The organism is Streptomyces sp. NPDC048523 (assembly GCF_043199815.1).
Lineage (GTDB): Bacteria > Actinomycetota > Actinomycetes > Streptomycetales > Streptomycetaceae > Streptomyces.
Window position 1 is genome coordinate 1 of sequence record NZ_JBICWQ010000001.1, and the last position, 24,566, is coordinate 24,566.

The following is a 24,566-nucleotide window of genomic DNA, read 5'->3' on the forward strand; positions in this document are numbered from 1 at the left end:
GTGCCCGAAGACGAAGGTCGGCCCATGGCGCTCTTCAAAGAGTGCATCGTCCGTATCGAGGGTGACACCGCCCGCGTGCGCTGCTGGCCTCAACGTAGCCGCCGACCATAAAGAACAAGCTCATACACCTAGGGCCTGTATCGGGTCGTGATCAATCTGTGGGTTTCGCCTCCGCGGCGGGGCGGATCCGGTAGTCCGGAGCGCATGACGCGTGCGCAACTGAGCGATGAGGAGTGGGAGTACGTCGAGCCATATCTGCCGGTTGGTGAGTACGGCCCGTATCCCGCCAGGCTGCGGCAGCAGTTCGAGGGCGTGATCTGGAAGTTTCGCTCAGGAGCGCAGTGGCGGGAGACGCCGGCCGAGTTCGGCGCCTGGTCGACCGTGCACAACCGCTTTAGGCAGTGGCGCGACGCCGGTGTCTTCGAAGCCCTGCTGGAGTGCCTGATCGCCGAAGCCGCCAAGCGCGACAGGGTGGACTTGTCGCTGGTCAGCGTGGATTCCACCACCGCCCGTGCCCACCACGACGCGGCCGGAATGCACATGGACGACGAGGTCCTGACCGCCCTGGAGAAGGCCGCCGCCGAGCAGGAGAAGGCCCGGTAAAAGGGCGTGACCCGGACGGACAAAGCGGACAGGACGCCGACCCTCGCCGCGAGGAGCGAAGACGCATCCGGCGCCGACACCGAGTCCGGCTGAAGGCCGCCCTACTGGGGCGCTCGCGGGGCGGCCAGACCAGCAAGGTCCACCTCGCAGCCGACCGCCGTTGCCGCCCGCTCGCGATCATCCTGACCGCCGGGCAGGCAGCCGACAGCCCGCAGTTCATCCCCGTACTGGACAAGGTACGGGTCCGCGGCCCGGTCGGTCGTCCGCGCAAGCGCCCTGCCGCGGTGGCGGGAGACAAGGCCTACTCCTCCCGCGCCAACCGCGCCCACCTGCGTAAACGCGGCATCAAGTGGTCATCCCGGAGAAGAAGGACCAGGCCGCCAACCGGAAGAAGGAGGGCAGCCGGGGCGGCCGCCCGGTCACCCACGACGCCGAGCTGTACAAGGAGCGCAACACCGTCGAGCGCCTGATCAACCAACTCAAGGCGTGGTGGGGCATCGCCACCCGCTTCGACAAGACCCCCGAGAGCTGCCAAGCCGGACTCCACCTCCGCGCCTCCATGATCTGGATCAAGGACCTCATCCGGACCGCATGATGACGATCCGATACAGGTCCTAGATCGCCACAATCCGCCTCTGGCTACGCTCCTGAACAGTGTCAGGGCGTCAACGTGCCAGCCAGGATGCGCAGCCCCGCCTCCTGATCGCCGGACCAGCTAAAGGCGGCATCCGCGCTGCGCATCCGACCCCACAGGAGCAGCACCAGCTGTTCCGCCGTCGCCGTGAGCGTGGCCACGGCAGTGCCAGGGCCGTGCACCCAGGATTTCCCGATGTCCGTCGCATGCAGACGCAGGGCGTGCTGCGGGTGCTGGGCTCGTCCCCGGGCTATCTGCCTTGGTGCCATCGTGTCGAAGACCTCGGCCACACCTTCGCCGGCCAGGCCCGGGTCGAGCGGTCGACTACTGCCCAGTGAGTTCTCGGCATCCCAGCGGTGAATGAGCGCCTCCAGCGCACGGCGCCGCTGCCAGAAACCCACCGTGTGCGGCGGATGGAAAGTCCAGGCGCTCGCACTCGGGTCGGTGTCGAGGGCCTTGAGTAGAGTCCCTGAACTCTCCTCAAACCACCGCAGAAACTCATTGGGATCACGCGGAGCCGAGGTGGCCTCGTGCTTGCCGTGCTGCTCGGTGACTGCGGCCGCCGCCCACAGATTTGAGCTGCCCAGGTGCTCGGCCAAGTCGCGGAGCGTCCACTCGCCGCAGTGCTCGACGGGTACAGACAGATCACCATCGAGGCATGCGCGGAACGCGTCGAGTTCGTTACTCAGGTGCTGCAGCAGAGATTCCGAGTCCATGACCAGCGAACCTAACCCAGCCCACTGACATCGCGACCCGGACTCGACCCGTCGCCTATTCTGCTGGTGACCAGGGAGCGGAGCGCAAGTGCGCGACGCTACGCCGGTCGCGGACCTCTGAAGGTCTATCAGCTGCCTTGCCCACCGCGACCATGGAGACGATCACCCAGCCCGGGTTCGGGTCCAGTTCCTTGGTGAGCCCTTCCAGGTCGAAGGCCCGGAATTGGTGCGCGGCGAGTCCCATGGCCTGGGCCTGAACAGTCATGTGGGCGATGGCTTGGCCGAGGTCGTAGTCTGCAAACTCGGAGTAGAGCAGCTGTGTGTCATCGACGTATCGGCGCGTCAGAGTGACGACGAGCAGGCCCGCATCCGTCGCCCAGGGGGCCGAGCTCGGCGCAAGGTAGGGGAGCACCCGGTCATGCTCCGGCTCACCGGGCCTGCCAATGAAGAAGCCCCACGGCTGAGAGTTCCCTGCCGACGGTGCCCACCGCGCGGCTTCCAGCAGCAGCCCGAGGGCAAGGTCGTCGACCACCGCCGACGGGTCAAACCGGTAGGGGCTGAAGCGCCTGGCAAGCAGTGGGTGTATGCCGTTGTACGGCTCCTGAGGATGGTGCACGTTCCCCTGCAACCGGCGACCGTGAGTGCGTATTCCGGCCGGTACAAGCGCTAACACCGCCCACGCCAGACGATCTACCAGAACGACGATCAACTAGGGAAAGCCCACATATTGATCACGACTCGATACGCGCCCTAGAGGTTGTCCCGTAACCGGTGGGGCGGTTGGTGCGTTGGCTGGGCATGGGTGGGGTGATTTCAGCTGATGATCCGAAGTGGATCGAGCCGTTCTCCGGGTTGAGCGAGGTGCAGTTCGCCAGGCTGGTGGCATTGGTGCGGCGTCGTGGGGGTGACGTTCAGCGGGGCCGTCCCTGGCGGTTGCCGCTGGAGGACCGGGTGTTGCTGGTGGCGACGTACTGGCGCACGAACCTGACGTTGCGGCAGGTGGCACCGTTGTTCGGGGTCTCGAAGTCCGCGGCCGACCGTATCCTCGATCACCTGTCACCGCTGCTGGCGATCTCGCCGGCCCGACGTCCGCGCAGGGACACCGTCTACATCGTCGACGGCACCTTGGTGCCTACCCGGGACCGCACCGTCGCCGCGTCCAGCAAGAACTATCGGTACTCGACGAATCTTCAGGTCGTCATCGACGCCAACAGCCGCCTGGTGGTGGCGATCGGCTTGCCGCTGCCCGGCAGTCGCAACGACTGCCGGGCGTTCACCGAGTCCGGTGTGGACCGGGTCTGCCGCGGTGCCCCGACCATCGCCGACGGTGGCTACCAGGGCACCGGCCTTCTCATCCCGCACCGCAGGCGACGAGGTCAGAGATACCTGAGTCCGCAACAGGAAGCAGAGAACGCCGTCCACCGCCGGGCACGGGTACGAGTCGAACACGCCCTGTCCCGGCTGAAGAACTGGAAGATCCTGCGGGACTGCCGCCTCAAGGACAACGGCGTTCACCAGGCCATGCTCGGCATCGCCCGGCTACACAACCTGGCCCTCACCGGATAGCTCACGCCCCATACGGGACAACCTCTAGGTGCAGCCGCCTCGGGACCGACATCACCGTGGGCCGAGTCGGCAAACTCAACGTCCTCGCCTGCCCCACCCATCCCGACCACCCGTACCGCTGGAGCACCCAGTAGCTCGCGGGCGCCAGACTCCATCCGATATGGCACTCCGCTCGTCGGCGCGCGCGGGTGCCCTCGCTTCTCATGAACATCGAACATGCCGCGCCCCCGACGCCTCCCAACATCGTGTGCCGTGCGAGGGCCATCCGCCTGCACGCTGCGAACGCTCAGGCAGCCCTTTGCCTGCCAGTCAGGAGCGGAAGAAGCCTGGAAGCCGGCCGTGCCCACCTGGCCCGACTCCCTGAGCTGCTCGCGCAGCCACCAACATCCTCGCAGCCAAGATCCCGGCTGACGTCACTCATGTGGGTCCCAGCCCGAAACGCCAGTGCTACGTCAAGCGCTGCAGCGTGAGCTCGGCGTCGATCTCTTCGTTCCACACGGATTCGAGCCACATGGGGACGGTGTCCAGGCGCTCACAGACCACGACGCTGGCGGGCTGATGACTCAGGCAGTAGTGGCTCTCGTCCGCGAACTTCCCGCCCGGCGCGTACTTCCCGTACAGCTGTCCGAGGCGTTCACGGTTGGCGTCAGCGAAGGCCTCCAACTGCCGTACGTAGCCCTCCTGTTCCTCGGCACCGACGGACTTGAGGACGACCGCGAGGATCTCCTCCGACAGGTCGCGGTCGAAGCCCGCGTAGCTGGTCAGCGACACGACGATCCGCTCGGCTGCCTCGAGCACCTTGCGTACCTGGTCCTCCCCCAGGCTGTCGACTGGCGTGGGCAAGGAGCTCGGTTCCGACCTCGATACGCTCACGCGCGCGTCGTCGCCGACAACGGCCTCCAAGCCATCGAAGCCCTTCACGCCGGGCAGGCCGTCGGCATGAAAGTCGTCGTGCGCCCCCAAGACGGCGAGCACAACCGCATCTACCTCGCCGACGCCCCCGACGACAACCTCCCCCTCATCCCCAGCCCCCTGGGCCTTCCCGGCTACACCGACCCGAGCTGATACGGCGGCGGTGTGCCCGACCAGCCGGCCGGGGCGCTCCGCGACCTCGCGTCACCGGGAGCCGGAGCCATGCAGGGGCAACCCCCCGGGCCGCGCACCCTCGCACGTCGCGGGTGCCATCGCCGCGATGCGGCTGGCCCACCCAGGAGCCGGCGGGCATCCTCCAGAACAGGAATGACGCGAGTTTGACCGCCGCTTCGTGGGAAGCGGCGGTTTTCTCCTACTGGTGGCGATGCCGCAGGAGCCCCAGGATGTGCGCGCCGTCCTGGAGGGGATGGACCGCGACGCTGCCCGCGACGTGTTCTGGCGGCTGCGCCTCGCCCAGCCGCAGATCAGCCGGGTCTGTGCCGACCGCGGCTATGCCGTCGATCATCGAGGTCGGCGGTCGCACTTCAGTACAAGAGTCATTCACAAAAGCGTGCAACCGTATGACCCTCACATATGTCTCATACTGTGACCACCAGTCCCCGACGTCTCATAAGGGGGTGTCATGTACACCCGCCATCGCCTCATGGCCATCACCGCGAGCGCACTCCTGCTGGCCGGCACCGCGGCATCGGCCTCTGCCGCCGCCACGCCCCCGGCACCGTCCACGAGCCTGATCGTCAACGCCAGGATCGCCGGTCACTGCTCCTTCGACCGGGTCGTCATCGATGTGAAGGGCAAACTGCCGCCGACCACCGTCACGCGTGTCAAGGAACTCCGCTACGACAGCTCGGGGAAGAAGGTCCCACTGGCCGGGAAGCACTTCCTGGAGATCAAGCTCTCCCCAGCCGCAGCCCACAACAACGCGGGCAGGAACGTCTACAAAGGCCCGCGCCTGATCAAACTGAGCCTGCCGAAACTCAAGGGCTTCGCACTGACCGGCGACTTCGAGGGCGTCGTCACCTTCGGGGCCGCATTCGACAGCAAGCCCACCTACACGACGAAGCAGCTACACCACCCCGAGCGCTTCGTCCTCGACATCGCCCACCACAACACCTGCCGTTCCTCGCACTGAGGTGGCTTGACAGATCCTGGGGTCGCGCACCGCCTCGCACGAGGGCTGCACCGGCAAAGATCATCCGCGACTTGGATTGCAAGTACGTCAGGCAATCCGCCGGGAGGGGCGTCGTGGTGGGAGCGTGTGCGGTCGCGCCCGGCCTCGGCTCGGGAGTCGCGTCGACGGGCGAGGTCGTCTCGTCTCTTCAGCTGAGATCCCTTTTCGCGCTGTCGATCGCCGAAGTCCACGGAGTCTCCGACGGCGAGGACGAGCGCCTGCGGATGCTCATCGGATTCGCGCTCTACGTGATCGGCTCGGCAGCCATTCCCAGGGTCGCCGCGCGTACCGGCCCGCACTGGGACGTCGGGCGGTCGCCAGGGTTCCCGTCGCGAGGCTGCGCCAGATCAATGGCGTATTGGGACCGAACTTCGTCACGAAGCACGGGACCAAGCAGGGCATCGTCGTGCTCGACCACGTGGCACCGCTCGGCTTCGGTGCCGTGATCTGAGATCTGTGTGGGCTGTGCCCCGGGCCGCCTGGTCCCGGAAACTACGGTCAGTACTTGGCCAGGGGCCGCTCAGGGGTGCAGAGAACTGAGAGACCGGACCCTTGTGCGGGTTCCGGGTGCCCTGGGCTGTCGAAGTGAGCTGCGTCGTGGTCCCGGGAGGTCTGCTGTCAGAGGGATGTGTCAGAGTCTGCGCATGCTCGAGCTCGTGGTGAAGACGGAGAACGGGGAGCGGCACGTTCGCGTGTCCGCCGAGGAGTTGGCTGGGCTGGTTCGGCGAATCGGCGGTGATGGTGACCGGTTTCTGGTGGTCCAACGGATACCCGACCTGCCCAACGTCTTCGCCCAGGTCTGGCACGAAGTCGGCGGGAACTACACGCTGGAGCACCGCGACGGTGTCGCCGACCGGCACTTCCAGGTGATGGTCGATGGTTCCGAGGCCGTGATTGAGGCGATGACTGGCTGGGCCCGGCAGGAGTCCGGTTGGAGCACTGGTCTGGCCTGGTCGCTGCTGGAGATGGGCCCCACCCGTGAGGTACCGCCGCTCGACCTGGGCGAAGACGAGCGCGAGGAGTTGGAGGAGCGCGTCCGCGAGGTGCTGGTCGGCGGCTACGCCGACCGTGCCGAACTGGCGGAGCTCGCCGAGGAGTACCTGGTCACTGCGGACCGCCGACCCGTCTCGCGAGAGCAGGCCGAGGCGCTGGCTGACCGGTTGTGGCTGGAGCGTGTCGCGGAGCAGGCCGCCTGGCGGGGCGAGACTGATCCTGAGCGGCTCACCCGCGCGTTCGCCGCCTTGGAGGAGGCTGGCATCACCGCCCGCGAGAACTTCACCTGCTGCCGCAACTGCGGCCAGTCCGAGATCGCAGGTGAGGGCGGGGCCGACGCCCGAGGCTTCGTCTACTTTCACACGCAGTGCACGGACTCCGCCGCTGCCGGCCACGGACTGATGCTGCTTTTCGGTGGCTTCGACGGTTCGTCCGAGACCACCGAAGCCATCGGCCACGAGGTCGTGGCCGCCCTCGAAGCGGCCGGCCTTCCCGTCAAGTGGGACCGCGACCCCGACCGGGCCATCACCGTCACGCCCCTGGACTGGCGCCGCCGCCTGGTCGGCTAGAAATTGTCTCCAGAGCGGGCCGGTTCGGCGTCCAGGACGCAGGTCCTCCCCCACCCGCACGATCGGTTCAAAACGTCGAGGTCGGCGTCTTGGACCGCGCGGTCGTACCGCTCCTGGAAGCGCCGGAGCATGGGACTGAGCCCCCGCGCCAAGGAGGCCTCAACTCCTCGATCTCCTCCTTGAGGTGCTGAACCTCGGGGTCCGACATCACTGCGTTCAGGGCCGACCAACACCTGGGTCTCTCTCGGCGCCTATCGCAGAACGGCTGTGACGCGGCCAGTCCGCCCAACTGCTCCGACGCCGCCTGCCGCGATGCGGAAGGCGGGCGGTCCCCCCACCGGGAATGGGCTTCGCGGAATCCTTCGCGGTACTCCCGTTGTTCATGCCATGGCCCGCTCGCCGAGGCAGCGGATCCTGGCGTGGGTGTGGTTCCCGGGCGTGGTAGAGGTGGGCGCCTTGCACTCGGCCGGCAGTAGTACGTACAGGTTTTCGGAGCGGGATCGAGCCGGCCGCCGCCGTTGGCTGCGGCGATCGCCCGCATCCGGGCAACGACGCCCGCCGAGCCCACCACCCTGGATGCCGGACAGCCAGGTGTGCGGCTGCGGATGTATGCCGACCTGCGCCAGGTATCCGACGAACGCTTCTCACCGGAGCGGGCGCGCGGGAGCACAGAGTGAGGCCGGCTCCGTCGCTACGGGGGAAAGCGACGGAGCCAGCCTGCGTCCACCGTGCCACACCCGCCCCCACCGCGCTCGCTATCCGCGTGAACTCGCCTGAACCGCGGCGCGCAAAGACCGGCAGGTGTCACGCGGGGTGTTCGTCGAGGAGCTGGGGCCCGTTGCTGACTGGACGCTTGATGCCGGGACTGAGCTGCTGGCGGTGTTCGCGGACCGGTCGGTGGCAGGCCGTCTTCGGGGCGACCGCTACGACGCGATCATGCACCGTCAGTTCAGTCCGGACCGGCACGCCAATCTGACGCATACCGAGCTGCAGGAACTCCGCACCTATTTCATGGAGTTGGCCAACGAACTGCGCCGGCTTCAGGAGCGCTTCAGCCGGCACCTCTGTGATGACCCCGCATGTCGTGATCGACGAGATCGACAACAAGTCGTACGACACCGGCGTGCGGAATCGAGCGCGCGCCGTGTTCGGCACTGCAGCCGACTCGGGCGCGACGGCTGCCCCGCCGCAAGCCCGGCGGCGCGTTTTTGTCACACGAGAGGGCAGTACGCCGCCGCGCTCCCGGTAAATCCCGATACCCGCTGCCCGGAGTACGTCTCTTTTCAGCCATGCCTGTCTGACGTTCCTGCACGGAAAGGTACTTCCGCATAGGATCATGCACCTGACATCTTGCATCCACCACTCGTTTCGTACGGCCCGGCCCGCGCCCTCAGCACGGCCGGGCCGTCTCCGGAGGATGCATTGATACCCCACATATCCAGCCGCCCCAGACGCACGCTGGTCCTGGCGGCCATGGTCAGCGCCGCCCTCGCGTTCGGCGCCCCGGGCGCCCTCGCGGGCACGCTCCCCGTCACCCCCTCCACCGCGCCGGCCGCCAAGGCCCATGCTCCGGCCGCCGTGTCGGCTTCCCAGAGTGCGACCTGGGTGGCCGGGACGCGTGCCTACCTCGTGATCACCGCCCCCGGTGACAGCTCGGCGGTCCGCTCGGCCATCACGGCCAACGGCGGCACCGTGTTCTCGAACTTCGACGCCATCGGTGTGATCGTTGCCCACTCGGCGTCCAGCTCATTCGCCGCCACCATGCGCGGCGTCGCCGGCGTGCAACAGGTCGGCGCCACGCGTACCTCGGACGTCCCGGCCGACGCCTACAACCCGGCGCTCCCGGCCAATCCGGCTCAGGCCTCGACCCCGGCCGGAGAACCGGTCCGGGCCGACATGAGCCAGATCAAGGCCGACCAGGCCTGGGCCGTGAACCCGGGGTCCGCCTCCGTCAAGGTCGGCATCCTGGACACCGGTGTGGACGACCAGCACCAGGACCTGGCGCCCAACTTCGACGCGGCCGACTCGGTCTCCTGCGCCTACGGCAAGCCCGACACCCGTGCCGGCGCCTGGCGGGACGTCGACACGCACGGCACTCACGTAGCGGGCACCATCGCCGCAGCCAAGAACGGCAAGGGCGTCGTCGGCGTGGCACCCGGAGTGAAGATCGCCGCGGTCCGGGTCGCCGAGCCGGGCAACTCCTTCTTCTTCGCCGAGAACACCATCTGCGGGTTCGTCTGGGCCGGTGACCACGGCTTCAAGGTCACCAACAACAGCTACTACACGGACCCGTGGCAGTTCAACTGCCCGGACAACGTCGACCAGGCCGCCATCATCGAGGGCGTCAAGCGCGCCCAGGAGTACGCCGAGAGCAAGGGCTCCCTCCAGATCGCCGCCGCGGGCAACGAGAACTACGACCTCGCCCACAAGACGACCGACTCCGCGAGCCCGAACGACTCGACGCCGGTCACCCGCACCATCACCAATGCCTGCCTCGACATCCCGACCGAGCTGCCGGGCGTGGTCACGGTCGCGGCCAACGGCACCGGCGTCACCAAGGCCTCTTTCTCCAACTACGGTCAGGGCGTCGTCGACGTCGCGGCGCCGGGCAGCAACGTGTATTCCACCGTCCCCGGCGGCGGCTACGGCAGCAAGAGCGGCACCTCGATGGCCACTCCGCACGTGGTCGGCGTGGCGGCACTCATCACCAGCGCCAATCCGGGCATCACGCCGGCGCAGCTCCGCGCCAAGCTGGCCGAGCAGGCCAACGACATCGCCTGTCCCTCGGACAGCCGCTGCACGGGCACGACGGCCAACAACTCGTTCTTCGGCGAAGGACAGGTCGACGCCCTCAAGGCCGTCGGAACCACCCCGCCGCCCGGCAAGTACTTCGAGAACCTCGCCGACTCCGCCATCAACGACAACGCGACCGTGGAGAGCCCGATCGCCGTCACCGGCGTGACCGGCAATGCCCCGGCCACCCTCAAGGTGGGCGTGGACATCAAGCACACCTACATCGGTGACCTGAAGGTCGACCTGGTGGCGCCGGACGGCACCGTCTACCCGCTGCACAACCACACCGGCGGCAGCGCCGACAACATCGCCCAGACCTACACCGTGAACGCCTCCTCAAAGGTCGCGAACGGCACCTGGAGACTGCGCGTCAACGACAACGCCGCCTCCGACACCGGCAAGATCGACGCCTGGAACCTGACCTTCTAGCGCAGGACCGGCAACACCCGCGCACACCCACATCACCCACGCCCCCGCACACACGACCGCGCACAAGACGGGCTACGGCCTGTTCGGCCAGGGCTGCCAACTGCCGGGCGGCAAAGTGCACGGGCCCGGCGGCATACACCGCCGCCGGGCCCACCACACCGCATGACCGTCTCCGGCCCAGTCGTCAATTCGCCGTCCCGGCCGACGAACAGCTCGTCCGCACCAGCGTAGGAGGCCGCCCCATGATCGTCGAGAAGCTTTACGGACGCGCCCGCCGGGCCGGTGCCGACCTCGTGCACCGCCGGAGCATCGGGCGCGGGACCGCGTCGGCCGCCCGTGCCCGAAGCGGCGCCGCCGGTGAGTGGTCTGCTCGTGGGGGCCAACCCCGGCGGCATGGCCTGCCGTTCCAGCCGCTCGGGACGGGCGGCCGGATCCGTCCGGTGGTCGCCCCGTCGTCCGAGGATTGCCCGCTCTAGGTCGACCAGCGCGGGTCTGGGCTACAGGCGGAGCTCGTCGTGGAGGACCCGCCGGTTGCGCCGCAGAGCATCGAGTGCGTCGGCCCGCCGGTCCGCGCCCCGCAGCGCCGTAGCCATCAGTTACGGCACGCTGCTGAACCGGCTGCACGGTGCCGGAACGCTCATGCGGACGTCGTGGCAGACCCGCAGGCTCCGCGAGGATCCGCAAGCCCGCTCCCGTCTGGCGGCCCGGCTGCGTGTCCTCTACGAGACGAAGGGCGCGACCCTCGACGAACTGGCCCGCAGAGCGGGCAAGTCGAAACCCGCCACACGACGCCTTCTGATCGAGGCCGGTGGAGAAGTACGGACCACGCGGCAGACGCGCGCGATCCGCTCCGCGCCGTCGAAGGCAAAGCGGACGAAGCTCGCGCTCTGGCTGCGGGCGCAGTACGAGGCCGACGCGTGGGTCCGGAACTGGCGAAGGCGTGCAACTTCTCTGTCGCCACGGTCTACCGGCTCAGAGCGGGCCCAAGATCTTGACGGGCGCAGGGCGCCGTTACCCGGCGTCGGTGGACTGGCAGGCGACGCTCATTGCCGGCCACCACACCCTGTCGGACTCCGAACGGCTCCCGGCTCCGCCGGTCACCGTGCTGCCCGCGGCGACAGCGCGGATGGTGGAGGCGCTCGGCGAACGCATGGCCGGGCGGATACTGCTGGTCTCCGCGGCCCTGGATCCCGGCGGGGCAACCCGCTCACGCCTGTACCGCCGATCGATCCCGTGCACCCCGAGTTCGACGCAGTGCCGGCGGGCGCGCCCCGCCGGCACTACGCCGTCGTCGAGTGGCTGGCCTCCCTGGCTGCCGATCTGGAACGGATCTCCCGCGGGCCTCACCAGAGGCCGCCGACTCGCACGCAGTCGGCCGCTCCTTGGGACGGCGGCAGCTCTTGCAAATTTCGCCTGACACGGGCGCCCGGTGACGATCAGTCAGTCTTCGTGGCGGCCTGCCGATGCGGCGCCTCGACGGATGAGGCCCCGGCCGCGGTCTCGGTCCGGCCCGGGTGCCGCAGCGCGCACAAGAACGCAATCCCCAGGGCGACGGCCATACCGTAGAAGACCCACTGGTTCGCCTCCGCGAAGTCCAAGCGCACCGCGCTGACGATGTCGTGCATCTGGTCGGCCGTCGCGCCGGTGCCCGAAGGCGGGTTGGCGTCGCCGCTGCCCGTGATGGAGCTGCTGACTCGGTGAGCGGTGTCCCGGGCCTGTTCGGCCGACAGGCCCCGCGCCTGCAGGGTGTCCGTCACATTCGCACGCGTGGCATGAGTGAGCATGGTGCCGAAGACGGCCATGCCCACGCTCGCGGCGTAGTTCCGCACCGTCTGTGTGACGCCGGTGACCTCGCCGTAGGACGGCCCGATCGCACGGTTGACGGCGTCCGTGGAGGCGGGAGCCAGAATGAAGCCGATGCCCGCTCCGGCCAGAGCCGCGTACGGCCACTGGTCGTGCATGGACAGGTCGGTCAGCTTGCCCGCCCACAGGGCGAATCCGACGCAGCCCACGACGGCGCCCGCCTTCAGCGCCGGGCGAGCGCCCCGCTGATCGAGGATTTGCCCGCCCCACTGCGAGGCGATGGCGAAGCCCGCGAAGACGTACAGCAGGAACAGTGCTGCCTGGTTGGGCGAGGCGCTGAGCGAGACCTGGGCGTACACGGACGCGAAGAAGAACAGTGGAACGAACGCGAGCATGGCGAAGAACAGCACCGCCGCATCAACGGTGAAGCCCCGGTCCCGAAAGACGCGCAGGTCGATCAGAGGATGTCGGACGCCTCGCTCGTAGCGGACGAAGACAGCGAAAATCGCCAGGCCGCCCACGACGCAAAGCCAGGTGGCCGGGCTGTCCCAGCCCCAGGAGTAGGCCTGCTGGAACCCGAGAACACTCAGTCCCATGCCGGCTGCCATGAGAGCGGCTCCCACGATGTCCGGGGTGCCCGCACGTCTGCGGTCGGCGATGTGCGCCATCGCGGTAAGTACCAGCGCCACCACGGCCACGGGGACGTTGACCCAGAACACCGCACGCCACGTCCATGCCGCCGTCAGCCAGCCGCCCAGCAGCGGTCCGACGGCAGTCAGTGCGCCGGACAGCCCGAAGAACAGCGCGAGGGCACGGCCGCGCCGCTCGGCCGGGAATACCGCCACGACCACCGCGAGCGCGGCGGGGAACAGCAGCGCCGCCCCGGCCCCTTGGACAACACGGAAGCCGATGAGCCAGCCCTGCGCGGCCTCCCCCTTGGGGACACAGCCGCACATCACCGAGGACACGACGAACACCAGCACGCCGATGACCACGATCCGGCGCGGACCGTACAGGTCGGCGAGGCGGCCGCCGACGGCGAAGAAGGCGGCCAGTGCCAGGAGATATGCGTTGATCACCCACTGCATGCCAGACGCTGAGAGGTCCAACTGCCGAACGATGTCCGGGGCGGCGATCGAGACGATGGTCTGATCGATGAAAGTCATCGCAACCGCAAACATCATGGCCGCGAGAGCCAGTGTCTGCTGATGCACCGAGCGAGGCGCGGGCGTGATGCCAGCACCCTCGAAGCGTGTGTCACTCACCCTTCCAGTCTGCCTCCACCTGGGCGAGACCGCAGCAGCAGAGAGTACGGCGGAGAAGGGGCCTGCCGCCCGGCCGCGCCCTGCCCGCACCAACGGGGCACAGCGCGACTTGTCAGGCGATCAGCAAACTTCAGCACATCACAGCAAAGCCGCAACTCGAAACGCTCGCTGCGTCCGACGAGGTTGGACGGTGGGTGGTGCCTGCGGGACCGGCAGGACCTCTTGCCGCACCGGCACTCGGCGCAGAAGGCCCGCACTATCCAGGCGTGCGTGGCATGCGTGGCGTGCGTGGCATGCACTGACGGTATGTCACATGCAGCTGCTGTCCGGGCCATTGGTGTTCAGGCCGAGACTGCGGGCAAGTGGCGGCAGGCTTTCGCCGGGGAGCGGATGGCACCCGGTCGGTATACGGCTTGTCTTCAGCTGCCCGCCACAGCCGCCCAGCAGCAACCCGCACGGGAGCTGTCCCCAAGTACTGAGGCTCCAGTGAGGTCACAGGCTATCTCGCACCCGCCATGAGCCTGCGCCGGCGGATCCGCATCCGATGACGGCCCCCTGTCCGGTCCGAGTCGTACGCCCCGGCGACGCCCTGGCCCAGCCCAAAACCGTGACATCAGCCCGGCTCCGCAGAACAGCCGAGCTCTGGACATGTTCCCGTACGAGCAGGAGCACGACCCGAAGACCAGCCGCACCCTCCGTCGGGACCGCCGGGGCCTCGTCGCCGCGGCGCTCACCCTCGCCACGGCCGCCCTGGGCCTGATCGCACCGAGTTCCGCGAATGCCACGGCACAGGCGTGGGAGTGCAACAGCGGCAGCGTGTGCGTCTACAGCGGCATCAACGGCACGGGCAGCCGATGTTCATGGAGCAACGCCGACCCGGACTGGCACAGCGGTGATGTCCGGTGTTCGTGGGCCGACGACCAGGTAGTCAAGTCGATCTACAACCGCGGCACGTCCTCCTCGTACAACTGGGTCGTTCTCTACACCGGCGCCAACTACACCGGCGACCACTACTGCTGGGCGCAGAACGGTGGCTTCGGATCAGACTTCAACACCAAAATCCGCTCCCGCCGCTGGCGCGCTTCCTGCTCATAGCCGGATGACCGGTCGGCGGGCCCCGGAGTGCCGGGACCCGCCGATACGTGTGGTTCGCCTCGTGGCGGGGAACTCCTCGGCAAACAGCCCGGCCTGTCCAACGCCGACCTCGAACGCTGCACCTTCGTCACCCGGCAGTCCCGCGCAGTACTCGGGGTATGTCAGACCTGTTGTCGCTGCCCGAGATCTGGGTCACATCGCCGCGGGCCCGGTGCCTGCGGACGCGCTCGGCCAGCGAGGGGCGTCTCGTCCAGACCGTCGACCGCCCAGCTCGCCATGCGTGATGGGGTCTGTGCATTCGGCTCTGTCCGCAGTTCCGTGAATCCCCAGGTCACAGGCCTCGGCACAGAGCACAACGGCCGGGCCCGCCACGGCGACGGAATTCACGGAACTGCGGACAGGGCCATTTCCAAGAATCCTCACCAACCGTTGTCGTCGGTTGCCGACGCTCCGCGTCGAAGCCTCCTTCGCCTCGCAGCTCGACGCACCAGACCCCGCTCACCCGCATCTACAGGGTGCCGTCGTTTTCCTGCGGCTGGTCTGCCGGACAGCCCCAGTGTCGCATCGTTGTACGATCCCGCCCCATGGTCATGAACATGGGGCGGGACGCCGAACAGGGCGTGGTCGAGCTGGCGTACCGGCCGACGTTGGAGGACTTCGTTGCCGGGCTGCGCGAGCGCAGACAGGCCAGCCGGTCGGCACGCAGACAGAAGTGGCTCATCGGTACCGCGCTCGTCTGCGCGGGCCTGGGCGCCGCCGCCCAGCTGGCCCGGGGGGAGATACCGGTGTTCCTGCCGGTCTGGGCGCTCGTCTCCGCCGCCCTGATCTTCCTGATGCCCAGACGGCAGGGCCGCCAGCTGCTGCGCGCGGCCGAGCGCAACGGGCAGTACCGGGCGACGGTGACCGACGAGGGACTGACGGTCGTCACGGACCACAGCACCGCGACGCTCAACTGGGCGGCGCAGCCACGCTACCGAGAGGGCCGGGACGTCTTCGTCCTGCTCAGCGGCGACCAGAACGCCACCTGCCTCACCGTCCTACCCAAGCGGGGCCTCACCGACCCCGTCGACGCCGACCGCCTCCGCGAGATCCTCGACCGCAACGTGACACGGGCCTAAGGGCTGTTACGAATGTGGATCTTGGGCATGGATGATCATGCTCTGTGGGGCATGGTGATCTGACGAAGGCCGGCGGGCCCACGCGGAGCCGCTGTTGCCGCGGCGTGCCCCCGGCGGGATGTTCCCGAGCAGTACGGCCCGTGGGACCGGGTCTACGACTGTTCAGACGATGGCAGCACGACGGCACCCGGGCCAGGGGCGCCACCCAGCTCCAGGCTCAGGGCGGCGCCAAGGGCGCTGATCACCTGGGAGTTGAACGTCGACTCCCCCGTCTGCCGGGCCCATCAGCATGCCGCCGGGGCGTCGAAATAGGGACCTTCAGAAGGAGCCGCCCGGCGGCATTGCCGTCGAGCCGGCTGCCCACGGGTTCGGACGCTCCCGAGGCAGGCTGAGCACGAAGATTCACCTGGCCGTCGAGCAAAGGCACTCCGAACTGAACAATGCGCAGTTCAGGCTCCAGGACATTGCTCATTCAGGTGGCCGGGACATGTCGATCCAAGGTCGGCCGCTGCCTGCCCGCCCGCTCCCCCGGCTCGCCCGGACCAGTCGCCAGCGAGATGCGCCCAGCGTTTCGGCGCCGGCACCAACCCTGCGGCCGTGCTGATCGGTGCGCCGTAACGAACTGGTGGATCCGCCCCCTCCCGAGACTTCCCCATTGCCCTGTCGACTGCCTGACAGCGTTGTCTGCCTACTTCACCTTGTCGAGCGACCGTGTGCCGGTTCACGAACAGCAGATGACCGCCGACTCTGCGGGAATGAACGCCGACCTTGATTGTTGAAAGCGGTATGAAAAAGATCGGGTTCCTGTCTTTCGGACACTGGACGCCATCGCCGCACTCGCAGACCCGCTCAGCGGCGGATTCCCTTCTCCAGGCGATCGATCTCGCGGTCGCCGCGGAGGAGCTGGGCGCCGACGGCGCGTACTTCCGTGTCCATCACTTCGCGCGGCAGTACGCCTCGCCGTTCCCCCTGCTCGCCGCCATCGGCGCACGTACCAGCAGGATCGAGATCGGCACCGGCGTGATCGACATGCGCTACGAGAACCCGCTGTACATGGCCGAGGACGCTGGAGCCGCGGATCTGATTTCCGGAGGCCGACTGCAGCTCGGCCTGAGCCGGGGATCCCCGGAGCAGGTCATCGACGGCTGGCGCCACTTCGGGCATCTGCCCGCCGAAGGGGCCACCGACGCCGACATGGCACGCGCCCACACCGAGCGGCTCCTCGACGTGCTTACGGGCGAGGGATTTGCACAGCCCAACCCCAATCCGATGTTCTCCAACCCCCCGGGACTGCTGCGCATCGAGCCGCACTCCGAAGGCCTCAGGGACCGTATCTGGTGGGGATCCGGCTCGAACGCCACCGCTGCGTGGGCGGCCACGGTCGGGATGAACCTGCAGAGCTCGACTCTCAAGGACGACGAGAGCGGCGAACCGCTGCACGTCCAGCAGTACAAGCAGATCGAGGCCTATCGTGAGGCCTGGCGCGAGGCCGGGCACCCCCGCGAGCCGCGGGTGTCGGTCAGCCGCAGCATCTTCGCGCTGGTCGACGACCGTGACCGCGCCTACTTCGGTCGTGAGGGCAACTCCAAGGACCAGATCGGCTACATCGACGCCAACACTCGCGCGATCTTCGGCCGTTCCTACGCCGCCGAGCCCGACGTGCTGGTCAAGCAGCTCGCCGAGGACGAAGCGGTCGCCGCCGCCGACACGCTCCTCCTCACCGTCCCGAACCAGCTCGGAGTCGCCTACAACGCCCACGTGATCGAGAGCATCCTGACCCACGTCGCTCCGGCCCTGGGCTGGCGCTGAGCACGGCGGGAGGTCATGCACGGGAAGAGGTGAGCCCGCCGCCCCCACATCCCTGATGCGTCGACTCCGCCGGAACCCACCACGAGGAATACGGCGTCGGCGGCGGCGTCGGAGAAGGTTCTCATGGTGGGCGCCGGCGCGCTCATACTTCCGGAAGTCGTCGTGGGCGCAGGCGAGGCCGTTGGCTTCCCCAAGGTCTCCTCGCGACCGGCGCCGAGATGTTGCCGCTAGGCGTTCTGGGGCAGCTGTATGAGGGCTCGACGTTGGTGACGCTCTCGCGGAGGCGTGCTGCTTCCGGCTTTCCGACGGCGTCACTAAAAACACGGCACTCACGGAGGAGGCACCGCCTTCATGCCGACGCCGCCCGTCGAACTGCACATCGCCACCGGCGAGCAGCGCCTGCAGCTGGACTCCTTGCTCAACACGGACGTCATCGGTCTCCGCAACGACACCGGAAACCTCGGTCGGGGCAACGCATACCCTTCCTGCCGAACGTGTGGCCGCCGACGATCTCCAGGCCGTGGTCAGCGAGGCACTGCGCAACATTGCCCTGAACTGGCGCTACCTCCACCGATCTCCCCTGTATGCACGACTGAGCTTCCACGGGCGCACACAGCAACAGGGGGCATGGCCGTGCAGCACTTCGCGTTCAGACACATGCAGGGCATCGCGTACGAGGACGCTGTGGGAGGGCATCTGCGGTGAGAGGGGACCAGCTCGGGGCACGGATGCACGATCTCGTACAGCGAGCGATACCGATCGGGCGAGTACGTGGACAATCAACCCCCCCTTCCTCGGGGTCGCCTCGCTCTACCCATGGCTCCCATGGCACGGCCCTTCCCCCAACCGCTGTACCGCCCGCCAGCGCGGGGCGCCGTCATCAGGGATGTCCGGAGACGCAAAATGGAACGGCACACCAAGGTGGCTGGCCAGCGCCCGGCCGGCCTTGGCGGCGGCATCGGCCGCGGGAACGCCGTCCGGGCGGTGGTAGATAGTGCCCAGGTGTCCCTCCCCGTGCGGGCCGTCCAAGATCGCTACCAGGAGCACGAACCAGTCGTGCACCGTATCGCCGTCCCACAGCGCCTCCACAGCCGTCGCACGGCCCGGGAGAGCCGCGGCGCGGGCTGCGAGTGAGGGGAGGTCGATCGGATCCGGCGGTGTGCGCTGCACTCGATCGCCAAGGGCCTCATACCGCGCGTGCACCACTCGCTCGGCCTCGTGCAGGCCCACCCCCAGCGGACGCAGTGCCTCTCAGACGGATCCGACCGCCGCCAGTCGGCGATCGCGCAGCACGTCAGCATCGACCTCTCGGCGGGTCCGTTCCGCCAAGTAGGTCCTGCGGCCCGCTGGTGTGGGCGTAGCGGCCCCGAGTGTTATTGAATGAGGTTTGCGGTCAAGAATCCCGGGACTCTGTCGCCCGGGTTCTGGTACGGCTCCGACGTGGTGCCGGGGTCGGCGAGCGAGCTGAGAGAGTCGCATGGACTCCACCCCACCCCCCTCGTCTGCGTCACCGTTCGACATGGTCAGCAGCGCTTTGGGGCAGTACATGCCAGTCGACGGAGCGGCAGCGGCCGCCGGTTCCGCCGACCCACAGGGGGACAACGCCGCCCGCCGAGACGTATCCGACAACCCGACCCCCGCCGGTCAGGAGCAAATCCTCGGCGCGGTCAATCTGGACCGGGATCTGAGAATCACCCGCTGCAATCTGGACGCCCCGGTCTTCGCGGGGGTGGGGGCCGTGGCCGGGAGCCCTTTCGTCGATCTCCTGCCTCCTTCGGACGTACCGACGGTCACCCGGCGCCTGCGGCAGGTCCTCGGGACCGGTGAGCCGCACGTCGCCCGGGTCCAGCGCCTGCGACGCAGCGACGGGTCGGAGCTGGTGGTCTCGATGAGCATCCTGTCCGCCGCGGCGCCTCAGGAGGGCCTGACCGTCTCCCTGATCGCCATGGCCAGGAGACTGCACCTGTACGCCGCCGAGACCGCGATCGGCACCTCCTTGGACATCGGCGAGACCGCGCAGTCGCTGGCGAAGTCCCTGCTGGCCTGGGGTGACGTCACCGCCATCGACCTCGACTTCACCGTGTGGACGGGTGAGGCGGTCACCGAGCAGCCGCAGGGGCGCCTCCGGCTGCGGCGGGCGGCCCTGGTGCCGGACCGGGCGTGGCCCGACGGCTACGTGACCCCGGGCGACGATCTTCCCGGCGATGCGAGTCGACTGCTGTCGCAGGCCATACGGCGTGACGATGCCGCGCAGGCCATCGTCATACCCGACCGAAAAGCGATCGAACGGGTGCTCGACAGTCCTCGGCTGGTGCGTGCCCTGGTGCCCGGCGACCAGGCGGCGGCCGTGGTGTGCATACCGCTGGTCCTGGACGGCACGCCGCCAGTCGTCCTGGGTGTCGCGGAAGTCTGGCGGCGGGCGGACCGCCCCTTCTCGGACAACGAGCTCATCGACCTGCAGGAACTGGTGGCCAGGACCTCCCACCACGTGGACCTGGCCCGTCAGCACCAGCGCGAGCACACACAGGTACTGGCCTTGCAGCGCCGACTGCTGCCACGGTCCGGCGGCGACACCATCCAGACGGCCAGCGTCTACCAGCCCGCCACCCCCGACAGTGCGGGTGTCGGCGGCGACTGGGTGAACAGCTTTCCACTGCCGGACGGCCGTACCGCTCTGGTGGTCGGAGACGTCGTCGGGCACGGGCTGGGCGCCGCGGCGACCATGGGACAGCTGAGCATGGAGGCCCGCGCGCTGCTGTCGGCGGGGCTGGCGCCCGACGAGGTGCTGGAGCACCTGGACGAGACGGTGTCGCTGCTGGACGACGCGGATTCCGGGCTGGCGGCCGGATACAGCGCCCTCGGCTCGACCTGCTGCATCGCCGTGTACGACCCGGTCAGCCACCACGTGGCGGTGGCCAGCGCCGGCCACCTCCCCCCGGTCCTGGTACCTCCGGACGGCCCCGCCGGTCCGGTCGCGATACGCCCCCACCCCGGACTCGGCGCCGAGTTCGCGCTGCGGGAGCCCTACGACGTGCACGCGTTCTGTGCGCCCCCGGGCTCGCTGCTCGCTCTCTACACCGACGGCCTGGTGGAGGATCCCGCCCTGTCGATCGACGAGGGCATCGACAGGCTGACGGACGCCGTATCCTCGGTGCACCCGTGGGACGCCCTGGACCAGGCGGCGCGGCGCGTGGTCTCGGCGGTGGCGCCCACGCGTCGGCGCGACGACGTGACTCTGCTGATCGCCCGCATGATCGGTTACCGCAAGGAGGACACCGCGACGTGGCGTCTGTCCGCCCGCGGCGACGCGGCCGCCCGGGCCCGCACACTGGTCTCCGAGCTGCTGGGGCAGTGGAGCGCCAGAGAGCACACCAGGGACAGCGTGCTGCTGGTGGTCGACGAACTGGTCGCCAACGCGGTCCGCTTCGCCGCCGGACCCATCACCGTCCGGCTGATCAGGACCGGTCACGGGCTGCTGTGCGAGGTGGGCGACACCGGCAACGGCAGGCCGCGACTGGGCCCGGGCGGTCTCCTCGACGACGCCGGCCGTGGCCTGCACGTAGTGCATGGGCTCACCACCCGGTGGGGGGTGCGGTGGACCGACACCGGGAAGGTGGTGTGGGCTTGGGTCGAGCGGTGACGGGGTGTCGGCCGGGCGGTGATGAGGCGTCAGCGGGCTGGTGGCGAGGCTCCGCCGGGTGGTGACGGGGCGCTTGGCCGGGCGGCGCGGGAGCTGTTCGTCAGGCGGCGGCACCGGCGTTACGAGGGGCGCGAGTCCGCACTACAGCCACTCCCCTTCCAGGGCGGTGGCCGTGAGGCCCGGGGCAGCCGCGTACAGGACGGCACGGCTGCCCGCCTTCTGCCCGGCGTCGTATGCCCTCCGCATGATGTCGAACACGGCGGCGCCTCCGCGGTTGCCGCTGGTGTAGCTGTCCCGGCTGTAGCGCAGGAGCCCCGACGGCCACCCGTCGGGCATCGTCTGCTCCATGTACTCCAGCACACGCGTCCCGCCGGGGTGGGCGAGCAGAAGGTCGGGGTGCCAGGAGTCGGGGTCGTCCTGGTATCGGAGGCGCAACCACTCCCACATGGCGGTGACCGTCTCCTGCACGGCGCGCGGCCCGCGCCGGTCCATCACGAAGTGGGTGCCGTCCTCCCGTGTCTCCAGGCGGTGCAGGTCCTGGGTGCCGGGCAGAGTGTGGTGCCAGGCGGTGTCCAGCCGCAGCGTCGACTCGGGCCTCGGGCGGCCCGTGACCACCGTGGCGACCGCAGTGTCCGCGAACAGCAATCGGACGATCAGGGATTCCAGAGTGTCGTCCGCGGGCTGGTACGTCGTGCTCAGTGCCTCCGCGATCACGACCAGGACCACCCGGTCGGGGTCCGCGGCCACGAGATCCGCCGCCAGCGCCAGGGAACGGGTCCCGGCTATGCACGCCCACTGCGTGGCGGGCAGCAGCAGCACGTCGCGCCGGAGCGGGAGTCTGTTGGCGAGGGAGACGTCCAGCCCCGGCAGCGCCGGGGTGGTGGAGTGACTGGTGATCAGACAGTCGACGTCCGCGGCGTCCAGCCCGGCGATCTGCAGGGCCCCGCGCGCCGCACGCTCACCGTAGGACTGCACTGCCGACCAGGCCGGCGCAGTGCGTTCCTGGACGGTCTGCGGCGCGGGTATCGCCTCAAGGGCTGCGATCACGCGATCCACGTCCTGTTCGGCGAACCCGTCACCGGCCAGCGCCTCTCGGGCCGGCCCGATGCCGGCGGCCGGCAGGCCGCTTCCGCTGCCGGGCGCGACGGCGGCCTCCAACGGCAGCATCCAGCCACGGGTTTCGATGCCCGTACTGGCCGCGATGCCGTCGATCCGCGGCGCCCACACCGCGTTCGGGTGCCGACCGCGCACTTCGTCCACAATCTGACTGGTCCGCACGGCGTGCTTGCCGTGTATCACGGCAGGCGGGCACAGGTAAGCGGCCATGATTGGCGCCTTTCTACAGAGAACGAGATGAATTGTCACGGACGCTGTGCCACAGATCACTTGTGAGCTATTCACCCAAGTCCATGACAATGCGCGCCGGTTAGGGACTCCATGTCCGTTTCGAGCATGGATGCCACAGGGGCGTTTGCGCTGTGATCTGGGCAACTTGGGAGGTTGTGCGATGCGTGACACGGCGCACACTGCTGCAGAGGGGCCGACGCGCTGCCGCGCCGACCTGACATGCCACCGGTGGACCTCGCCATCACCGCCACCGCGGCTCACCACGGCCTGGCTGTCCTCCACGACGAGGAGCCGGTGGTGCCGATCCGTAGGCTCCCACACCCATAGGCGCGGTGTCCCGGGTCCTGACGCGGTTGTACGACTTCGTCGAACCCAGGGTGCCCCTGGTACGGAACGCGAGGAGCGGGGCGAGAAGAAGTACGTCGAACTCACGGGCCGGGGAAGAGTCCCGACAGCAGTCGCGGCCACACCGGACCTGCGCGAGCCCGCTGGCGACCTGCCGACCGACGACCACCGGCACGGGGCCGCGGCCAGGACTGGGCCGCCCGGTCCAGCTTCGGTCAGGCACCGCCGCAGGAACGTGACCGCTTGCCAAGTCCGTTCCTGGCATACCCTCCAGTGGATCCGAAGGCTGCCGTCGTCCGTGACACGCGTCTGCCACCAGGTCCCGAATACTGGTTGGACAACGAGCCGAAGGTCGCGGAGTACGACCGGCTCCACGGCCGGTCATGAACGGCCGAAGGTTCGCCGCTCAAGTTCGTCGCCGCAAGGAGTCTCCCCAACTCCCAAGGCGTCCGCAGCCAGACCGGCCATTTGCTGGAAACCGGTGAAGCCCAGGATGGAGTCACACGGCGAGGTACGCCGCGGCGTCGTCCCGGGCTTCTTCTGCCGCCTCGGCGGCAGCGAAGAGGGAACGGGCCCCGCTGATGAGGCGGCTCACGTCGGCCAGATCGGTTGAGGACAAGTGCTCGAACAGTTGGCCGACCTCTGGCGAGTGCCGCGTTCTTGGCGGCGACACGTGAGAACAACCGGCTGTAGATCTCCATCGTGTCCTGCACGACTTCTTCCCATGGCGCTGCAAAGGGTGTCGTCGCGCTGCGGTTGCGGCATCAGGCCGGCGCCCGGGTTCCGGGCGACATCCGCGACGGCCAGGACCACAACCGTCAGGCTGTATGCAGCGCAAACGCCAGATGTTCGGCCGCGCCGGCTTTCCCCTCCTCCGCAAGCGCGTCCTGCTCTACTCGTGAACCGCAGGTCAGACCGTTGTCGGACGGCCAGTTGGATCTGGCCACGGGGCCGGTGACGGTTCGTGACTCAATTGCGCTCGTCATCCATGTTGTTCGGCAGTTCCCGCGACGGCCGGGCCGAGATCGGTGGGGAGGTGGCGCACTGCCAGGGCGACGGCTTCCTCGGCTGTGGCGGCTTCGCCGAGAACGTCATCGGAGAGCGGATGCCTCTTCACCCGGAATGGGCTGCCACTGCGTGACGGGACGATGGCAACCTCATTGCGGAACGGGTATCCAGTGCAGGAGCTGAAGCCGAGCGTCCAGTGGCTGGAGAATACATAGAGCTGTCGCAGCCGTGATTCTGCATGAGCCGCTTCCACGAGTTCGCCGAACCCTGTGAAACCCAGTTCCTCGGCCGCCTGTTCCCCCATTGTGCGCCACTGCAGCTCCACTACCGCGGCCGGTCCCCGTTCGTAAGCTTCGGCGCGCTTGCTGGAGCGCAGAAACGACAGCTCCGCCCGCAGCTCCCGCAGGCTCCTGCCCTGCCCCCATGCCGCTCCGGCCCTGACGACATTCGCCAGCTCGGACGTGGCTCCGGTGATGAGTTCGACTCCGTGACTCCAGCCGGAGACACCGAACCAGCGGCTCTCCGCCCCGATGTGAACGGATAGCGGCTTGCGTTCAGGGACCGACGAGGCGATGCCCGCCGAAACGAATGGGCCCCAGTCGCCGGGTACCACTGTGAGGTCGGTACCGAGTTCGGCCGCCAGCTGTTCCAGCGCTGCGGTCAGGCTGCCCGCAGCAGCCAGATCAGGGTAAAGGTCAGAGTCCACCTTCATAGTCTGCCGTCGCGACG

The 24,566-nt window shown here is 68.6% G+C and carries 18 protein-coding genes and 1 pseudogene; 11 read left to right on the plus strand and 8 right to left on the minus strand.

Annotation, left to right across the window (positions count from 1 at the left end):
- Nucleotides 1–204: 204 nt before the first annotated feature.
- Nucleotides 205–1,198: pseudogene (locus ACGFWE_RS00005) on the plus strand (IS5 family transposase).
- A 62-nt stretch (nucleotides 1,199–1,260) separates the two neighbouring features.
- Here ACGFWE_RS00005 and ACGFWE_RS00010 read toward each other — a convergent pair.
- Both ACGFWE_RS00010 and ACGFWE_RS00015 read right to left on the minus strand, forming a co-directional pair.
- Nucleotides 1,261–1,953: a maleylpyruvate isomerase family mycothiol-dependent enzyme gene (locus ACGFWE_RS00010; RefSeq protein WP_393596675.1), complete on the minus strand. Its 693-nt coding sequence runs from the start codon at nucleotides 1,951–1,953 to the stop codon at nucleotides 1,261–1,263.
- A gap of 55 nt (nucleotides 1,954–2,008) precedes the next feature.
- On the minus strand, nucleotides 2,009–2,569 hold the full coding sequence (locus tag ACGFWE_RS00015; RefSeq protein ID WP_393598863.1) for a nitroreductase family protein: 561 nt from the start codon (nucleotides 2,567–2,569) through the stop codon (nucleotides 2,009–2,011).
- Between the two features lie 182 nt (nucleotides 2,570–2,751).
- On the opposite strand from ACGFWE_RS00015, the gene ACGFWE_RS00020 reads away from it, so the two are divergent.
- Nucleotides 2,752–3,519 (plus strand): transposase, encoded by a 768-nt coding sequence (locus ACGFWE_RS00020; RefSeq protein WP_393596677.1) that lies wholly within the window; start codon nucleotides 2,752–2,754, stop codon nucleotides 3,517–3,519.
- Nucleotides 3,520–3,966: 447 nt separating this feature from the next.
- Here ACGFWE_RS00020 and ACGFWE_RS00025 read toward each other — a convergent pair whose 3' ends face one another.
- Complete coding sequence (locus ACGFWE_RS00025; protein ID WP_393596679.1) at nucleotides 3,967–4,362, minus strand: hypothetical protein; 396 nt, start codon at nucleotides 4,360–4,362, stop codon at nucleotides 3,967–3,969.
- A gap of 96 nt (nucleotides 4,363–4,458) precedes the next feature.
- Between ACGFWE_RS00025 and ACGFWE_RS00030 the strand changes: the two genes are divergently transcribed.
- A complete protein-coding gene (locus ACGFWE_RS00030; RefSeq protein WP_393596681.1) occupies nucleotides 4,459–4,584 on the plus strand; it encodes a hypothetical protein in 126 nt (41 codons plus the stop codon).
- A gap of 220 nt (nucleotides 4,585–4,804) precedes the next feature.
- On the opposite strand, the gene ACGFWE_RS00035 is transcribed toward ACGFWE_RS00030, so the two are convergent.
- The gene (locus ACGFWE_RS00035; protein WP_393596683.1) at nucleotides 4,805–4,975 is read right to left on the minus strand and encodes a hypothetical protein; all 171 of its coding nucleotides are present in this window, start codon (nucleotides 4,973–4,975) and stop codon (nucleotides 4,805–4,807) included.
- Nucleotides 4,976–5,074: 99 nt separating this feature from the next.
- On the opposite strand from ACGFWE_RS00035, the gene ACGFWE_RS00040 reads away from it, so the two are divergent.
- From ACGFWE_RS00040 to ACGFWE_RS00050, 3 genes are all read left to right on the plus strand, one after another.
- Entirely contained in the window at nucleotides 5,075–5,584 is a 510-nt protein-coding gene (locus ACGFWE_RS00040; protein ID WP_393596685.1) for a hypothetical protein, read from the plus strand.
- A 683-nt stretch (nucleotides 5,585–6,267) separates the two neighbouring features.
- Complete coding sequence (locus ACGFWE_RS00045) at nucleotides 6,268–7,185, plus strand: DUF6891 domain-containing protein (RefSeq protein WP_393596687.1); 918 nt, start codon at nucleotides 6,268–6,270, stop codon at nucleotides 7,183–7,185.
- Nucleotides 7,186–7,703: 518 nt separating this feature from the next.
- Nucleotides 7,704–7,862, plus strand: a complete 159-nt coding sequence (locus ACGFWE_RS00050) for a DUF6207 family protein (protein ID WP_393596689.1) — start codon at nucleotides 7,704–7,706, stop codon at nucleotides 7,860–7,862.
- A 127-nt stretch (nucleotides 7,863–7,989) separates the two neighbouring features.
- Here ACGFWE_RS00050 and ACGFWE_RS00055 read toward each other — a convergent pair whose 3' ends face one another.
- A complete protein-coding gene (locus ACGFWE_RS00055) occupies nucleotides 7,990–8,304 on the minus strand; it encodes a hypothetical protein (RefSeq protein ID WP_393596691.1) in 315 nt (104 codons plus the stop codon).
- 354 nt (nucleotides 8,305–8,658) lie between these two features.
- Here ACGFWE_RS00055 and ACGFWE_RS00060 point away from each other — a divergent pair, with 354 nt between their 5' ends.
- Nucleotides 8,659–10,407, plus strand: coding sequence for a S8 family serine peptidase (locus ACGFWE_RS00060; RefSeq protein WP_393598865.1), 1,749 nt, complete (start codon nucleotides 8,659–8,661; stop codon nucleotides 10,405–10,407).
- Nucleotides 10,408–11,843: 1,436 nt separating this feature from the next.
- Here ACGFWE_RS00060 and ACGFWE_RS00065 read toward each other — a convergent pair.
- Complete coding sequence (locus ACGFWE_RS00065) at nucleotides 11,844–13,394, minus strand: MFS transporter (protein WP_393596693.1); 1,551 nt, start codon at nucleotides 13,392–13,394, stop codon at nucleotides 11,844–11,846.
- 729 nt (nucleotides 13,395–14,123) lie between these two features.
- Between ACGFWE_RS00065 and ACGFWE_RS00070 the strand changes: the two genes are divergently transcribed.
- The 4 genes from ACGFWE_RS00070 to ACGFWE_RS00085 all read left to right on the plus strand — a co-directional run bounded on the left by ACGFWE_RS00070 (nucleotide 14,124) and on the right by ACGFWE_RS00085 (nucleotide 21,137).
- Complete coding sequence (locus tag ACGFWE_RS00070; RefSeq protein ID WP_393596695.1) at nucleotides 14,124–14,570, plus strand: peptidase inhibitor family I36 protein; 447 nt, start codon at nucleotides 14,124–14,126, stop codon at nucleotides 14,568–14,570.
- Between the two features lie 584 nt (nucleotides 14,571–15,154).
- Complete coding sequence (locus ACGFWE_RS00075; RefSeq protein ID WP_393596697.1) at nucleotides 15,155–15,688, plus strand: YcxB family protein; 534 nt, start codon at nucleotides 15,155–15,157, stop codon at nucleotides 15,686–15,688.
- Between the two features lie 786 nt (nucleotides 15,689–16,474).
- Nucleotides 16,475–17,497 carry an LLM class flavin-dependent oxidoreductase gene (locus tag ACGFWE_RS00080; protein ID WP_393596699.1) on the plus strand — a complete coding sequence of 341 codons (1,023 nt, stop codon included), beginning with the start codon at nucleotides 16,475–16,477 and terminating at the stop codon, nucleotides 17,495–17,497.
- A 1,477-nt stretch (nucleotides 17,498–18,974) separates the two neighbouring features.
- The gene (locus ACGFWE_RS00085; protein WP_393596701.1) at nucleotides 18,975–21,137 is read left to right on the plus strand and encodes a SpoIIE family protein phosphatase; all 2,163 of its coding nucleotides are present in this window, start codon (nucleotides 18,975–18,977) and stop codon (nucleotides 21,135–21,137) included.
- A 141-nt stretch (nucleotides 21,138–21,278) separates the two neighbouring features.
- Here the strand turns inward: ACGFWE_RS00085 and ACGFWE_RS00090 are convergent, their stop codons facing one another.
- Nucleotides 21,279–22,463 (minus strand): type III polyketide synthase, encoded by a 1,185-nt coding sequence (locus ACGFWE_RS00090; protein ID WP_393596703.1) that lies wholly within the window; start codon nucleotides 22,461–22,463, stop codon nucleotides 21,279–21,281.
- Nucleotides 22,464–23,811: 1,348 nt separating this feature from the next.
- Nucleotides 23,812–24,543: a DUF6193 family natural product biosynthesis protein gene (locus ACGFWE_RS00095; RefSeq protein ID WP_393596705.1), complete on the minus strand. Its 732-nt coding sequence runs from the start codon at nucleotides 24,541–24,543 to the stop codon at nucleotides 23,812–23,814.
- Nucleotides 24,544–24,566: the final 23 nt, after the last annotated feature.

Excerpts from the sequence above, each read along its gene's own strand:
- ACGFWE_RS00010 (WP_393596675.1), bottom strand. The coding sequence starts at position 1,953 with ATGGACTCGGAATCTCTGCTGCAGCACCTGAGTAACGAACTCGACGCG.
- ACGFWE_RS00020 (WP_393596677.1), top strand. The coding sequence starts at position 2,752 with ATGGGTGGGGTGATTTCAGCTGATGATCCGAAGTGGATCGAGCCGTTC.
- ACGFWE_RS00030 (WP_393596681.1), top strand. The coding sequence starts at position 4,459 with ATGAAAGTCGTCGTGCGCCCCCAAGACGGCGAGCACAACCGCATCTAC.
- ACGFWE_RS00040 (WP_393596685.1), top strand. The coding sequence starts at position 5,075 with ATGTACACCCGCCATCGCCTCATGGCCATCACCGCGAGCGCACTCCTG.
- ACGFWE_RS00045 (WP_393596687.1), top strand. The coding sequence starts at position 6,268 with ATGCTCGAGCTCGTGGTGAAGACGGAGAACGGGGAGCGGCACGTTCGC.
- ACGFWE_RS00060 (WP_393598865.1), top strand. The coding sequence starts at position 8,659 with ATGGTCAGCGCCGCCCTCGCGTTCGGCGCCCCGGGCGCCCTCGCGGGC.
- ACGFWE_RS00065 (WP_393596693.1), bottom strand. The coding sequence starts at position 13,394 with ATGATGTTTGCGGTTGCGATGACTTTCATCGATCAGACCATCGTCTCG.
- ACGFWE_RS00070 (WP_393596695.1), top strand. The coding sequence starts at position 14,124 with ATGTTCCCGTACGAGCAGGAGCACGACCCGAAGACCAGCCGCACCCTC.
- ACGFWE_RS00075 (WP_393596697.1), top strand. The coding sequence starts at position 15,155 with ATGGTCATGAACATGGGGCGGGACGCCGAACAGGGCGTGGTCGAGCTG.
- ACGFWE_RS00080 (WP_393596699.1), top strand. The coding sequence starts at position 16,475 with ATGAAAAAGATCGGGTTCCTGTCTTTCGGACACTGGACGCCATCGCCG.
- ACGFWE_RS00085 (WP_393596701.1), top strand. The coding sequence starts at position 18,975 with ATGGACTCCACCCCACCCCCCTCGTCTGCGTCACCGTTCGACATGGTC.
- ACGFWE_RS00090 (WP_393596703.1), bottom strand. The coding sequence starts at position 22,463 with ATGGCCGCTTACCTGTGCCCGCCTGCCGTGATACACGGCAAGCACGCC.